Raw genomic sequence first — 12,700 nt, 5'->3', positions numbered from 1 at the left:
GAAGAGTCCGCGACACTATCGATCCTTCGGATCGAGAGCGTCGCCCACCTTTATCTGGAAGAGTCCGCGACACTATCGATCCTTCGGATCGAGAGCGTCGCGGAGGCCGTCGCCGATGAAGTTGAAGGCCATCAGGGTCACGACCATCGTCAGCGACGGAAAGATCAGCAGCCACGGCGCCAGCTCCATGTCCTGCGCGCCGTTGGCGATCAGCGTGCCCAGCGAGGCCATCGGCGGCTGGACGCCCAGGCCCAGGAACGACAGGAAGCTCTCGGCGATGATGATCGCCGGAATGGTCAGGGTCACATAGACCACCACCGGCCCGAGCAGATTGGGCACGATATGGCGCAGGATGATCTGGCGGCTCGACAGGCCGGCCGCCCGGGCCGCCTCGACGAACTCCTTCTGCTTCAGCGTCAGGGTCTGGCCGCGGACGATGCGGGACATGGTCAGCCACTCGACCGCGCCGATGGCCAGGAAGATCAGGAAGATGTTCTTGCCGAAGGTGACCATCAGCAGGATCACGAAGAAGATGAAGGGCAGCGAGTAGAGGGTGTCGACGATCCGCATCATCACCTCGTCCACCCGCCCGCCGACATAGCCGGCGACCGCCCCCCAGACGACGCCGATCAAGAGCGACACCCCTGTCGCGACCACGCCGATGCCCAGCGACACGCCCAGGCCGGCGACCAGCCGGGCCAACAGGTCGCGGCCGAGCGAGTCCGTCCCGAGCAGATGACCGCCCTGCCCCGGCGCCATCCAGACGTCCGTCTTGGTGACGGTGTCGTAGTGGAAAGGCGTCAGGAACGGCCCGACGACGGCGACCAGGATCATGAAGGCCAGCACGACCATGCCGGCGAGGGCGGCCTTGTTCGACAGCAGCCGTCGGCGGGCGTCGTCCCACAGGGAGCGCCCCTTCACGGCCTGCTGGATGAGCGCGGCGCGCTGGGGCGAGCCCGGGATATGATCGGCCAGGCTCACGACAGCTTCACCCTCGGATCCAGCGCCGCGTAGAGCGCGTCGGCGATCAGGTTCAGGACCAGGATCAGCAGGGCGTAGACGATCACCATGCCCATCACCACGGTGTAGTCCCGCTGCAGAGCGCTGATGACGAAGAACTTGCCCAGGCCCGGCAGGTTGAAGATCTGCTCGACGACCAGCGACCCGGTCAGCAGGCCCGCGCAAGCCGGCCCCAGATAGCTGACCAGCGGCAGGATGGCGGCGCGCAGGGCGTGCTTGCGGACGATCAGGCCCTCCGGCAGTCCCTTGGCCCGCGCGGTGCGGATGTAGTTGGAGCGCAGCACCTCGATCATCCCGGCCCGCGTGAGCCGCGAGATGATGGCGATCTGCGGCAGCGCCAGGACGGTCACCGGCAGGACGAGGTTCGCCAGCGCCCCGCCGTTCCATCCGGCGGTCGGCAGCCAGCCCAGCTTCGACGCCAGCAGCAGCACCAGCAGCGGGGCGGTCACGAACGTCGGGATACAGACCCCCAGGATGGCCACGGCCATGGTGACGTAGTCCGCGACCCGGTTCTGCCGCAGCGCCGCGATGACGCCCAGGCTGACTCCGACGATCGAGGCGATGACAATCGCGCTCAGACCCAGGATCAGGCTGACCTTGTAGTTCTCCTCGAGGATGTCGAGCACGGTCTTGCCGCGGTACTTGAGCGACGGCCCGAAGTCGCCCCGCACGACGTCGCCCAGGTAGCGGACATATTGTTCGGCCAGCGGCCGATCGAAACCGTACTTGGCCTCCACCGCCTTCTGCACCTCGGGCGTCATCTGACGCTCGTTGACGAACGGACTGCCGGGCGCGGCCCGCATCATGAAGAATGCGAGGGTCACCACCAGAAAAAGTGTCGGGATCGCCACGAGGAGACGGCGTAGTAGAAAGCGCAACATCGGGCGGCTCACTCGGGCGGCGGGGCCGCTAGGCGGTTGCGAACCTTCCACCCACCCCCGATGTTGTCAACGAACGCCAAGGAGACCACCCGAGATGAGCGACTTCCGGCAGGTGACTGACGACTTTTCGGTCAGCCCCCAGATCAGCCTGGACGATCTGCCCGCGGCGGCGGCCCAGGGCTTCAGGCTGGTGATCAACAACCGGCCCGACGGCGAGCAGCCGGGCCAGCCCTCCAGCGCCGAGGTCGAGGCGGCGGCCCGCGCCGCGGGCCTGGACTATATGCATATTCCCGTGGTCGGACAGCCGACGCCGGATCAGGTCGAGGCCAATCGACTGGCGATCGCCGAGGCCGAGGGCCCGGTGCTGGCCTTCTGCCGCTCAGGCACCCGCTCGATCGTCACCTGGTCGCTGGGTCAGGCCCTGTCGGGCGAGCGTCCGCGCGGCGAACTGGTTTCGCTGGGCCGCGGCGCCGGTTACGACCTGTCGAGCGTGCTCGGAGGCTAGCGCCCGCCGTCCAGGGCGACGCCCGCCACGGCGCGGGCCGAGCCCATCGCGGCGGGTTCGGGCTCGCAGCTGGCCAGGACCAGTTGCGCCGCCATGAGGCACAGGAACGCGAACACGACGCGTTGGAACCGTTTTGAGACAAAGATCGCGACGTCCTCGGCCATTCTGGCGCCTCCGGGCTGGAACCGAGGCGTCATCGGCAAGAACGGCGCCGTTTTCTTAAGCGCTCATTTACCAAGGGCTTCCCGCATGATCCCCTTCGTCCGCGACCTGACCTTCCAGTACGGCGTCGTCGATCAGGTCTCGCCGCTGATCCGGCGCGTGGTGGCTGATAATCCGGGCCCGTTCACCTACCTCGGCACGGGGACCTACATCGTCGGCCGTGGAGCATCGGTGGCGGTGATCGACCCCGGTCCCGACCTCGACGACCACCTGCAGGCGATCCTGCGCGCCACCGAGGGCGAGCGGATCACCCACATCTTCGTCACCCACAACCACGCCGACCACTCGCCGCTGGCCAAGCCGCTGCAGGCCCTGACGGGCGCCGTCACCTATGGCTGCCCGCTCACCTCGGCCGAGGACGACGGCGGCGGGGTGAAGATGGAGGCGGACGACGACCGCGGCTTCGTCGCCGACGTGACCGTCTGCGAAGGCGGCCTGTTCGAGGGCCAGGGCTGGACGCTGGAAGCCATCCCGACGCCCGGCCACACCTCGAACCACATCTGTTTCGCGCTGAAGGAAGAGAACGCCCTGTTCTCCGGCGACCACATCATGGGCTGGTCGACCACGGTGATCAGCCCGCCGGACGGGAACATGGCCGCCTACTTCGCCAGCCTGGACCGTATCAAGGACCGCGGTTTCTCGACCCTGTGGCCGACGCACGGGCCGCCAGTGACCGATCCGGCGCCCTTCATCCAGGCCTACATCGACCACCGCCGCGCGCGGGAAACCCAGATCCTCGGCGCCCTGGCGCGCGGCCCGGCCCGGATCAAGGACATCGTCCCCGTGCTCTACAAGGATGTCGACAGCCGGCTGTACCCGGCCGCCGCGCGGTCCATGCTGGCGCACATGATCCAGCTGGCCGGAGAAGGCCGCATCCGCGCCGACGGCGAGCCGGCCCTCGACAGCGAATACCGCCTGCCGGGTTAGGTCTTCTTCGGAGCCTTCGCGCAGGCCTTGCGGACGGCGCCCCACTCCGGCGCGCTCATCGCCGGTCGCCCGGGCTTGGCCGCCGCGCGCGCCGCCTGGCTCCGCCGTCCGGTGTCAGGGTGGCTGGAGAACCACTCGACAACGTCCCGAGCCTCGCGCGACGACTTGTGGTCGGCGAGGCGATCGAAGAAGTCCGCCATGCCCCGGGTCGAGATCCCCTCGGCGGTCAGCAGCTGCATGGCCCGATCGTCCGCCTCGCGCTCAAGCTGGCGGCTGAACCGCTGCTCGGTGAAGCCCCCGAACAGCAGGACCGCCTGCTGCCCCGCGCCGGTGCCGCCGCCGACGACGGCGTCCAGCACAAGACCGACGCCCATCGACCGCCAGGCGGCCTGCATGGCGTGGCGCTTCTCGACGTGAGCGATCTCGTGGGCGACCACGGCCATCAGCTCGTCCGGCGTGTCGGCCAGCTGGATCAGGTCATCGGTGACCAGGATCGTACCGCCCGGCAGGGCGAAGGCGTTGACGAGGGGGGCGCGGACCGCCGTCACCTTGATGTCGAACGGCATGTCCGCATGCGCCGCCAAACGCTCGCTGGCGGTCTGCAACGCCGCCTGACCGACCTGGCCGTCGCAAGGGCGCAGCCCCAGCTTCAGCTGACCGGCCATGTTGTCGCCCATCTGCGCCTCGAGCTCGGGCGGCGTCGCCTTGGCGAGGGGGCCGGACGCCGCCGGGATCCCGACAAAGATCCCCAGGCCGAGGGTGACGCCGGCGGCCGCCAGCGCGATCACAAGCCGGCGCTCGCGACGGCCGGCGGCCTTGCGCACGGTCTTGAGCGCGCCGCCGCCGATGACGTCCCATTCGGCCGCATCGAGCACCAACCGCTCGTCGCTGCGGCGACGACCAAGACGCACGCGTCCCTGGTCCTCGTCCACCAGCTCGACTTCGGCCAGCGGCCAGCGGAAGGCGACGCCCTCCCCCTGGCCCGCCAGCTCGCCGCTCTCCGCCGTGACGATCACATCGTGCGGTCGGGCGGAGCGGCCGTCGAAGTACCGCCCCTGCATCAGATGATCGAGAAGTCGAACGCGTCCGCCAGGCCTTCACCAGTGCGAGGGCCCGCACCGGTCTGCAACGCCTCGGCCAGCGGCGCCTCGCCGGTGCTGGTCAGGCGCTTGACCATGAACCGCACCGTCCGCGCCTGGACGTAGGGCGACAGCAGCCCGATCGAGAAAACGAGCAGCAGGGTGTTGGTGATGGTCAACCCGAGCAGGGGCATCGCCGTGACGTCCAGCTTGAAGCGTGCGTCTCCCAGCCGCAACGAGCCGGCGACCGTCCGCATCACCGCGGCGTGGTAGGGCGCGTACACCAGCATCGCGATGGCCAGATAGACGAAAAGCACGCCGTACAGGCCGACGATGCCCGCGACCGAAGGTTCCGTCGGCGTCTCCGCGGTCAGGCTCCCGGTGGCGGCCATCACCGCGATCATGCCGGGAATAACCACCACGATGTAGCCGACGATGCTGCCGACCCAAGCCAGGGCGAACGGCCCCCAAAGGCCGTGGTCGTCGGGTTTCACGAAGCGGAAATGCTGGTCGCCGAAGCGCAGGCCGCCCCACAGCCGCTCGGCGACGTTCAGGCTCATGACCGGGGTGTACCAGCCGAGCGTGACTCCGGTGAGCAGCAGCCAGCCCATGTACGAGAAGGCGAAGTTGAGCGGCGATCCATGCATGCGGAACCGGATGCCCCGCCAGCGCGTCCGACTGGCCATGTAGCGGAAGGCCAGGAAGATCGCCGCGCCGAGCAGCACGAACATGCCGATGTAGAGCGGCAGGATGATCAGCAGGGCGAAGGCCGGTCCCAGGAACTGGGCGCCGAAGACGACGATCAGGAACGGCAGGCCGACCGTGAAGAGCGCGATCAGGAACCCGAGGAACAGCTCGACCCCCCGGCCCGTGTACTCGAACGGCTCGTCGTTGACGGCGATCTTCGACCACACCCGGCGTCGGACCTCGGTCTTCCCCCAGAAGCGATAGAGGGTCAGGGTGATGATGTTGAGAAGGCCGTTCTTGAGGCTCAACCACAGGAACGGCTTGAGTTCGATACGCTCGCTGAAGGTCAGCGTCTCGCCGCGCGCGGCGGCGGTCATGTCGTCCATAATTCCCCCCGGCAGGACGGTGTCCGCAGGTTGTGTCAGCCCGTGAGGGCGCTCGTCAACGCCTTGATGCGGCGGCAGTTGGCGCCGCCGTCGCCTTCGCCGATCCGGCCGACGGAGCGTACGTCGATCCGGGCGCCGTCGACAGCCTGGCGGACCCGCAGGACGATGTCGTCCTCGACGCCCGACAGCGGCCGCCGCGCGGTCGCCTCGAGCCGGCCGCCGGCGAGATCCCGCGTGACCAGGACGAGGCCGGCCGCCTGCAGCACCGCCTCGGCGTGAGCGAAGGCCTGGGCCGGCGTGGCGCGCACCGTCACCGGACGGGCGTCGGGGCAGGTCTCGGCGTTGACGTCGGCCAGGGTCCGCCCCGAGAAGGCCCGCGACCCGACGGCCAGGGCGGGGGCGGCGTCGACCGGGTTGGCCCCGGCGCCGCGCTGAACCAGCATGGCCTTGGAGAACATCAACGGCTCGGACCAGTCCGTCGCCACGTCATGGATCGGCGGGTTGGACGCCTGCCAGGTCCTCCAGGCCGCGAAACCGGCCCAGGTCGCGGCCGTGATCGCCAGGGCCAACGCCGCTTTGCGCCAATGTTTCGAGAAGCCGGCGAACAACGCCACGATCAGCGCCAGCACGCCGGTCAGGGCGCCGACCATCGCCAGCGCCTGAGCCCAGCCCAGCGCTGGGGTCGCCCCGCGCACCAGCATGGCTTCGTAGCCCTGGACCCAGCTCCACAGCCCAAACCGGGCGCCCAGCACGCCGCCTGCCGCCAGCAGCGCCGGAACCAGGGCGAAGAGCACGGCGAGGTTCAGGTAACCCGCCGCCCAGGGATTGTCAGGCTTGCGGCGCGGCGCGGCGTAGGCCGGGGCGGCGAAGGCCAGCGGCGCGTCCTCGGTCGTCCGAGGCTCGGCGGACGGGAGCGGCGGTTCGTCGACCGCTTCCGAAGCCGCGAGGGGGAAGACCAGCGGCTCCGCGACCGCGTCCGCGGGGTCGATCGGCGTCATGTCCGGCATCGACGGCAACGGCGGCGGCACCTCGCCGTCGTCCTGGACGGCGATGGCCTCCGGCTCCGGTCCGGGCTCGGGCTCGACCGGCTCCGCCGCTTCGACGGGCGGCGAGGCGGTCTCTTCAATGGGTTCCGACACAGGCTCGACCGGGCCGGGCCAGGCTTCGGCGGTCGCTTCGGGAGCGACCGCTTCAGGGGTAGATTCAATCTCGGCGGGAAGGGACTCTTCGGCCCCGACGGCTGCCGTGCGCGTCGGGGCCTCAGATTTTCCCGCGGGATCCTCCGCCTCGGGGGCGTGCAATATCGGGTCGGGATCGGTCCGAAGGGGGACCACCTTGGCGGCTTCGGCGGCCGCCGCGGCGACCAGCACCGGCACGGCCGGCAGGGCGTAGTCGGCCATCCGCTGGCGGATCAGCTTCTTGTCGATCTTGCCGGTGGCGCCCAGCGGGATGTCGTCCACGAAGGCGACGTCGTCGGGCATCCACCACTTGGCGATCTTGCCTTCCAGGAAGCGCAGGATCTCCTCCTTGGTCGCGCTCTCGCCCTCCTTCAGCTTGACCAGCAGCAGCGGGCGCTCGTCCCACTTGGGATGGGCCACGCCGATCACCGCGGCCAGGGCCGCCTTGGGATGGCCGACGGCGATGTTCTCGATGTCGATCGAGCTGATCCATTCGCCGCCCGACTTGATGACGTCCTTGGCGCGGTCGGTGATCTGCATGAAGCCGGCGGCGTCGATGTTGGCCACGTCGCCGGTGTCGAAGAAGCCTTCCTCGTCCACGACAGGGCCGGCGCCCTTGAAGTACTCGCGGACCACGATCGGCCCCTTGATCATCAGGCGACCCACGGCCTCGCCGTCGTGCGGCTGACGCTCGCCGGCGTCGTTGACCAGCTTCAGGTCCACGGCCAGCGGCGGACGGCCCTGCTTGAGGCGATAGACCATCTGTTCGTCGTAGCTCAGGCCCTTCAGCTCGGGCGTCAGGGTCGAGACGGTGCCCAGCGGGGAGGTCTCGGTCATGCCCCAGCCCTGACGGACGGTGACGCCCAGCTTGTCGAAGCCGCGCACGATCGCCTCGGGCACGGCCGAGCCGCCGATCAGCACGTTCTTCAGGGTCGAGAACTGCAGGCCATTGCTCTCGACGTGCTGCAGCAGCATCTGCCACACGGTCGGGACGGCGGCCGAGAAGGTGACGCCCTCGGTCTCCAGCAGTTCATAGATCGAGACGCCGTCCATCTTGGCGCCCGGCATGACCAGCTTGGCCCCGACGGCCGGCGCCGAGAAGGCCACGCCCCAGGCGTTGGCGTGGAACATCGGCACCACCGGCAGGATGACGTCCGAATTGGTCACGCCCATGCAGTCGCCGGTCATGGTCAGCAGGGTGTGCAGGAAGTTCGACCGGTGGCTGTAGAGCACGCCCTTGGGGTCGCCCGTGGTGCCCGAGGTGTAGCAGAGGCCGCAGGCGGTGTTCTCGTCGAAACCGCCCCAGGCGCAGTCCGGCGAATGGCCGTAGACCAGGGTCTCGTAGGTGTGGGCCGCCTGCCACTTCACGCCTGGCACGCCGCGGATCTGGAAATGCGGCATGTGGGTGGAGTCGGTCAGGATCACGACATGCTCGACCGACGGGCAGTTGGCCAGGATCCCTTCCAGGATCGGCACGAACGTCAGGTCGACGAAGATGATGCGGTCTTCGGCGTGGTTGATGATCCAGGCGATCTGCTCGGGGTGCAGGCGCGGGTTCAGCGTGTGGCAGATCGCGCCGATGCCCATGATGCCGTACCAGGCCTCCATGTGGCGACCGCTGTTCCAGGCCAGCGTGGCGACCCGGTCGCCGACGCGGACGCCCAGCCCCAGCAGGGCGTTCGACACGCGCTTGGCCCGTTCGTGGATCTGGGCGTAGGTGGTCCGGACGACCGGTCCTTCGACGGACCGCGTCACGACCTCACGGTCGGCGTGCCATCGCTTGGCGTGATCCAGGATGGTGTCGACGGTCAGCGCCGACTGCTGCATCAGGCCCTGCATGCCCGATCTCTCCCCTATGTGTTATCGTTGCGGAAGGGACCCTAGCGGCGGTTTTCGCAACGCACAACGCACCGCCCGCACGAAGAGAAAACATTGATAACCTAGCCGCCGGCGACCGCGTCCCGCAGCCGCAGTCGACGGCTCGCCGCAACTCCGGCATAAGCCCGCGCCGATGACCAAACGCCTCTCTGACGCCTCCCAGCGCCCGCTGCTGATCGCCGTGTCCGGCGGCTCGGGCTCCGGCAAGAGCACCCTCGCCCACGCCCTGCAGGCGCGGCTGCCGGAGGGCTGCGTCCGGCTGATCATCGAGGACGACTACTACCGCGACTTCTGGGACGAGCCCGGCTTCGACCCGGCCAGCTTCGACTTCGACGACGTGGCGGCCAAGGATCACGCTCTGCTGGCGACGCATCTCGCCGCCCTGCGCGAAGGCGAGACCGTTCAGGCGCCGGTCTACTGTTTCGAGACCCACCGGCGGAAGGGCGAGCCGGCCGCAGTCGCTCCGGCCCCGGTGGTGGTGGTCGAGGGCGCGCATCTGCTCTGCACGCCGGCGCTGGCCGACCTGTTCGACCTGCGCATCTTCGTCGACACCCCCGCGGACGTCCGGTTCATCCGCCGGCTGATCCGGGACCAGATCCAGCGGGGCCGAACCGCGCAGTCGGTGATCGATCAGTACCTGGCCACGGTCAGACCGGCGCACGAGCGCTTGATCGAGCCTTCCCGCGGCCGCGCCGACCTGATCATCGCCGACGCGCGCGGCGCGGTGATTCCGGATGATCCGACCGAGTTCGACCGTCTGCTGGCGCCGGTGCTCGGCCACCCGCTTCTGAAGACTCTGACATTGTGAAACTTTGAAACGAGTCCTTGCGACGCAAGGACTCACGCCTATAGGATGCAGGCGGGCAGAGTAACGGGGCATCATGGCGTCGGGAGTCGAGGGAAACCGTTCAGAGCGTAAGCGGCTGCTCATCCTCACCTCGGCGACGGCGATTTTCGCCCGAGAGGGCTTCTCTCACGCAGGTATGGAGCACATCGCGCGGGACGCCGGCGTCTCCACCGCCACGCTGTACGCCCATTTCCCGAGCAAGGCCGACCTGTTCCGGATCGTCGTCGAGAGCGCGATCGACGGCATCGCCGCCCGGGTCCGCGCCACCGCCCACCAGAAAGGCGACGCCCGCGAGAGGCTGACCGCCTTCGGCCTGGCCTACGCCGAATTCTACAGCGACCCCGTTTCGCGGTCGCTCTTCCGCATGGTGATCGCCGAACGGCGCCGCTTCCCCGACCTGGCGCATCATTTCCGGGAACGCGGCCGCGAGGAGCTGGGCGGCACGGCCCTGCGCATCCTGTCGGCGCTGGCCGACGAGGGCGAACTGGACCTGCAGAAGCCGTCCTGGGCCGCCGGCCAGCTGCAGGGGATGATCGAACACAGCACCCTGCTGCTGGGCCTGATCAGCGGGGACGACGCCCAGCCGGGCCGGTCGCTGGCGACCATCGTCGACGACTGCGTGGCGACCTTCCTGGCCCGCTACGCCGTCAGGGAAAAAGCCGCCTAGTCGCCCAGCCGCCGTCCGCGGCGCGGTCGAACACCAGCCGCTCGTGCAGGCGGAACGGCCGGTCGCGCCAGAACTCGATCACCTGCGGCGCGATACGGAAGCCCGACCAGTGCGGCGGCCGCTGGACCTTGCCCAGGCCGAAGCGCAGGCCGGCCTCGGCGACGCGGCGCTCAAGCGCGAAACGATCCGGCAGCGGTCGCGACTGGTCCGAGGCCCAGGCGCCGATCTGGCTGTGGCGGGCGCGGGTGGCGAAATAGGCGTCGGCCTCTTCGTCCGTCGTCCGTTCCACCTGCCCCCTGACCCGCACCTGGCGGCGCAGGGATTTCCAGTGGAACAGCAGGGCCGCCTGCGGATTGGCCGCCAGCTCCAGCCCCTTGGCGCTCTCGGTGTTGGTGTAGAAGACGAAGCCCCGCGCATCGACGTCCTTCAGCAGCACCATCCGCACGTCCGGCAGGCCGTCGGCGTCGGCGGTGGCCAGGGCCATGCCGTTGGGGTCATTGGGCTCGCTCTTGCGGGCGGCCTCCAGCCACTCGCCGAACAGGGCGATCGGATCACCCCCTTCGGGCAGCGGCGGCCCGGCCTCCTTCTGGGCGGCGATGTAGTCGGCCTCGCTCGGCGAGGGCGGGATCAGGTCGGCGTCATCCATGCTTCCGATATAGCGCCGATCCGCGGCGATGGCAGGGCCTACCAGGCGAAGCCGAAGCTGCCGCCGCCCATCACCTTGCCGCCCGCGGTGGACACCCCGATGTTGATCGAGCTTCTTTCGCCGAAGTCGCGGCTGTAGCCGACGGCCACCGCCCCGCTGTCGCCGAAGCCGCCGATGCCGATCACCAGCCGGTTCTGCAGTCCCCCGCCCCGTCCGGCGGTGTTGCCGGCCATCGAGGCGAAAGCCGCGCTCATCGCCCCGACGTCGTCCAGCTTGCGCTCCACCCCGGTGATGCGCCGGTCGAAGACCTGGTCCATCAGGGCGAACCGCTGGTCGGTGTAGGTGTTGGCCTGGGACAGGGTCTGGGCGGCGGCGGTCTGGACCTGCTGAACGTTGGCGGCGTCGGTCGCGGCCGTCCCGGCGGCGACGTTCGTCACACGACGCTCGGCCCCGACCGCGCCGACCGAGACCGTGTTGGCCTGGGTCGCAACAGAGCCCTGCCCCAGGGCGACGCTGCCCGCCCCGGTGGCGACCGCCCCGTCGCCCAGCGCCGCCCCGCCGTTCCCGGCCTGCGCCCCCGCGCCGATGGCGATCGAGCCCGTGGCGACCGCTCCCGTGCCGATGGCGATGGCGTTGACGCCCGACGAGACGCTGTTCATCCCGATCGCGACCGCGCCGTTCTGCGTCGCCCGCGCCTGCGTGCCGATCGCCACCGTATCGTCGGCCGTGATCCGCTCGCCGGTGAAATAGCCCATGGCGACGTTGCGCGAGCCGGTGACGAACTGGCCCGCCGCCTCGCCCACGCCGACGTTGGACCGGCCGTTGATGAAAGATCCCGCCGCGGCGCCGAGCGCGGTGTTTCCGAAGCCGTTGACGTCCGAGCCCGCGAACGCGCCGTAGCCCACGTTGCCGTTGCCGACGACCCGCGATCCCGAGTCGAAACCGGAGCCCACGTTGAAATCACCCGTCACGTCGTTGCCGGAATGGTAGCCCGACGAGATGTTGTATGAACCGGTCACCCCTACGCCGGTTCTCGACCCGAGAGCGAGGTTGTCGTCGCCTTCAACATCGTCCCCGGACTGCCAGCCGAACGCGCTGTTGCCGTCCCCCCTCACGTTCCCGCCGGCCGAGTATCCGACCGCGGAATTGTAGGACCCTCTCGCCACGGCGCCGGCCAACGATCCCAGCCCGGTGTTGAAACTGCCCCGGGTGCTGGCGCCCGCCTGATCTCCATAGTGGGCGTTGCTGTTGCCGATGACGTAGTTGCCGGCATAGTAGCCTGTCGCCGTGTTGAGGTTGCCCACGGTGAAGCCTCCGGCCTCGACGCCCAGGCCGGTGTTCCATTCGCCTTCGACCTGCCGTCCTGAGAAGTAGCCGACCGCCGTGTTCTGATTGCCCTTGGCGAGGACGCCGGCATAGGCGCCGACCATGGTCGAGCCGGATCCGGACCCTTCCAGACCGGCCGAAAAGCCGACCATGGTCACGCCGTCGTTGCCGGCGGCGGCGGCCCGCCCCGCCTCATCGCCGATAGCTGTGGAACGCGCGCCGGTCGTCGTCGCGCCGGGGCCGCAAGCGATGCTGTTCGTCCCGGGGCTCACCGCCCCTCCGCCGCTCGTCGGCGCCGCGCCCGTCGCGCTGCCGGCGCACACGAACTGCGCCCGCGCCGGCTCCGGCGACAGCCATGCCGCCCCGAACAGCGCCGTCGTGGCCAGCAGGATGCCCGTCCGCCCTCGAATGCCCGTCGCCATCGTCGCCTCCTCAGCCAAGAGCGGGCGAG

Annotated in this window: 12 protein-coding genes; 4 read left to right on the top strand and 8 right to left on the bottom strand. The window is 69.4% G+C overall.

What is annotated here, in order from left to right:
• Positions 1-72: 72 nt before the first annotated feature.
• Complete coding sequence (locus tag CSW64_RS05660) at positions 73-981, bottom strand: ABC transporter permease (RefSeq protein ID WP_216361239.1); 909 nt, start codon at positions 979-981, stop codon at positions 73-75.
• On the bottom strand, positions 978-1,901 hold the full coding sequence (oppB, locus tag CSW64_RS05655; protein ID WP_099621189.1) for an oligopeptide ABC transporter permease OppB: 924 nt from the start codon (positions 1,899-1,901) through the stop codon (positions 978-980). The genes CSW64_RS05660 and oppB overlap by 4 nt, the downstream gene beginning before the upstream one ends.
• Positions 1,902-1,995: 94 nt before the next feature.
• On the opposite strand from oppB, the gene CSW64_RS05650 reads away from it, so the two are divergent.
• Complete coding sequence (locus tag CSW64_RS05650; protein WP_099621188.1) at positions 1,996-2,406, top strand: TIGR01244 family sulfur transferase; 411 nt, start codon at positions 1,996-1,998, stop codon at positions 2,404-2,406.
• Here the strand turns inward: CSW64_RS05650 and CSW64_RS21940 are convergent.
• Positions 2,403-2,570, bottom strand: coding sequence for a hypothetical protein (locus tag CSW64_RS21940; protein ID WP_172448465.1), 168 nt, complete (start codon positions 2,568-2,570; stop codon positions 2,403-2,405). The two genes, CSW64_RS05650 and CSW64_RS21940, sit on opposite strands and share 4 nt — an antisense overlap.
• Positions 2,571-2,655: 85 nt before the next feature.
• On the opposite strand from CSW64_RS21940, the gene CSW64_RS05645 reads away from it, so the two are divergent.
• Entirely contained in the window at positions 2,656-3,555 is a 900-nt protein-coding gene (locus tag CSW64_RS05645) for an MBL fold metallo-hydrolase (protein WP_099621187.1), read from the top strand.
• On the opposite strand, the gene CSW64_RS05640 is transcribed toward CSW64_RS05645, so the two are convergent.
• From CSW64_RS05640 to CSW64_RS05630, 3 genes are read right to left on the bottom strand one after another with little or no spacing between them, the layout of a single operon-like run.
• Positions 3,552-4,616, bottom strand: coding sequence for a M48 family metallopeptidase (locus CSW64_RS05640; protein WP_099621186.1), 1,065 nt, complete (start codon positions 4,614-4,616; stop codon positions 3,552-3,554). The genes CSW64_RS05645 and CSW64_RS05640 overlap by 4 nt on opposite strands.
• Complete coding sequence (locus tag CSW64_RS05635) at positions 4,616-5,698, bottom strand: YjgN family protein (protein ID WP_172448464.1); 1,083 nt, start codon at positions 5,696-5,698, stop codon at positions 4,616-4,618. Before CSW64_RS05635 ends, CSW64_RS05640 begins: the two co-directional genes overlap by 1 nt.
• A 44-nt stretch (positions 5,699-5,742) precedes the next feature.
• Positions 5,743-8,724: a long-chain-fatty-acid--CoA ligase gene (locus CSW64_RS05630; RefSeq protein ID WP_099621184.1), complete on the bottom strand. Its 2,982-nt coding sequence runs from the start codon at positions 8,722-8,724 to the stop codon at positions 5,743-5,745.
• Positions 8,725-8,896: 172 nt separating this feature from the next.
• Between CSW64_RS05630 and udk the strand changes: the two genes are divergently transcribed.
• Both udk and CSW64_RS05620 read left to right on the top strand, forming a co-directional pair.
• Entirely contained in the window at positions 8,897-9,571 is a 675-nt protein-coding gene (gene udk / locus CSW64_RS05625) for a uridine kinase (RefSeq protein ID WP_099621183.1), read from the top strand.
• Positions 9,572-9,644: 73 nt separating this feature from the next.
• The gene (locus CSW64_RS05620; RefSeq protein ID WP_099621182.1) at positions 9,645-10,277 is read left to right on the top strand and encodes a TetR/AcrR family transcriptional regulator; all 633 of its coding nucleotides are present in this window, start codon (positions 9,645-9,647) and stop codon (positions 10,275-10,277) included.
• Here the strand turns inward: CSW64_RS05620 and pdxH are convergent.
• Positions 10,258-10,923: a pyridoxamine 5'-phosphate oxidase gene (gene pdxH / locus CSW64_RS05615; protein ID WP_099621181.1), complete on the bottom strand. Its 666-nt coding sequence runs from the start codon at positions 10,921-10,923 to the stop codon at positions 10,258-10,260. The genes CSW64_RS05620 and pdxH overlap by 20 nt on opposite strands.
• 38 nt (positions 10,924-10,961) lie before the next feature.
• A complete protein-coding gene (locus tag CSW64_RS05610) occupies positions 10,962-12,671 on the bottom strand; it encodes a YadA family autotransporter adhesin (RefSeq protein WP_099621180.1) in 1,710 nt (569 codons plus the stop codon).
• Between the last annotated feature and the right edge of the window lie 29 nt (positions 12,672-12,700).

The sequence above is a fragment of the Caulobacter mirabilis genome, from assembly GCF_002749615.1.
GTDB classification, from domain to species: domain Bacteria; phylum Pseudomonadota; class Alphaproteobacteria; order Caulobacterales; family Caulobacteraceae; genus Caulobacter; species Caulobacter mirabilis.
The sequence above is the reverse complement of the archived record's forward strand: the minus strand, read 5'-3'. Positions and strand labels throughout refer to the sequence as shown.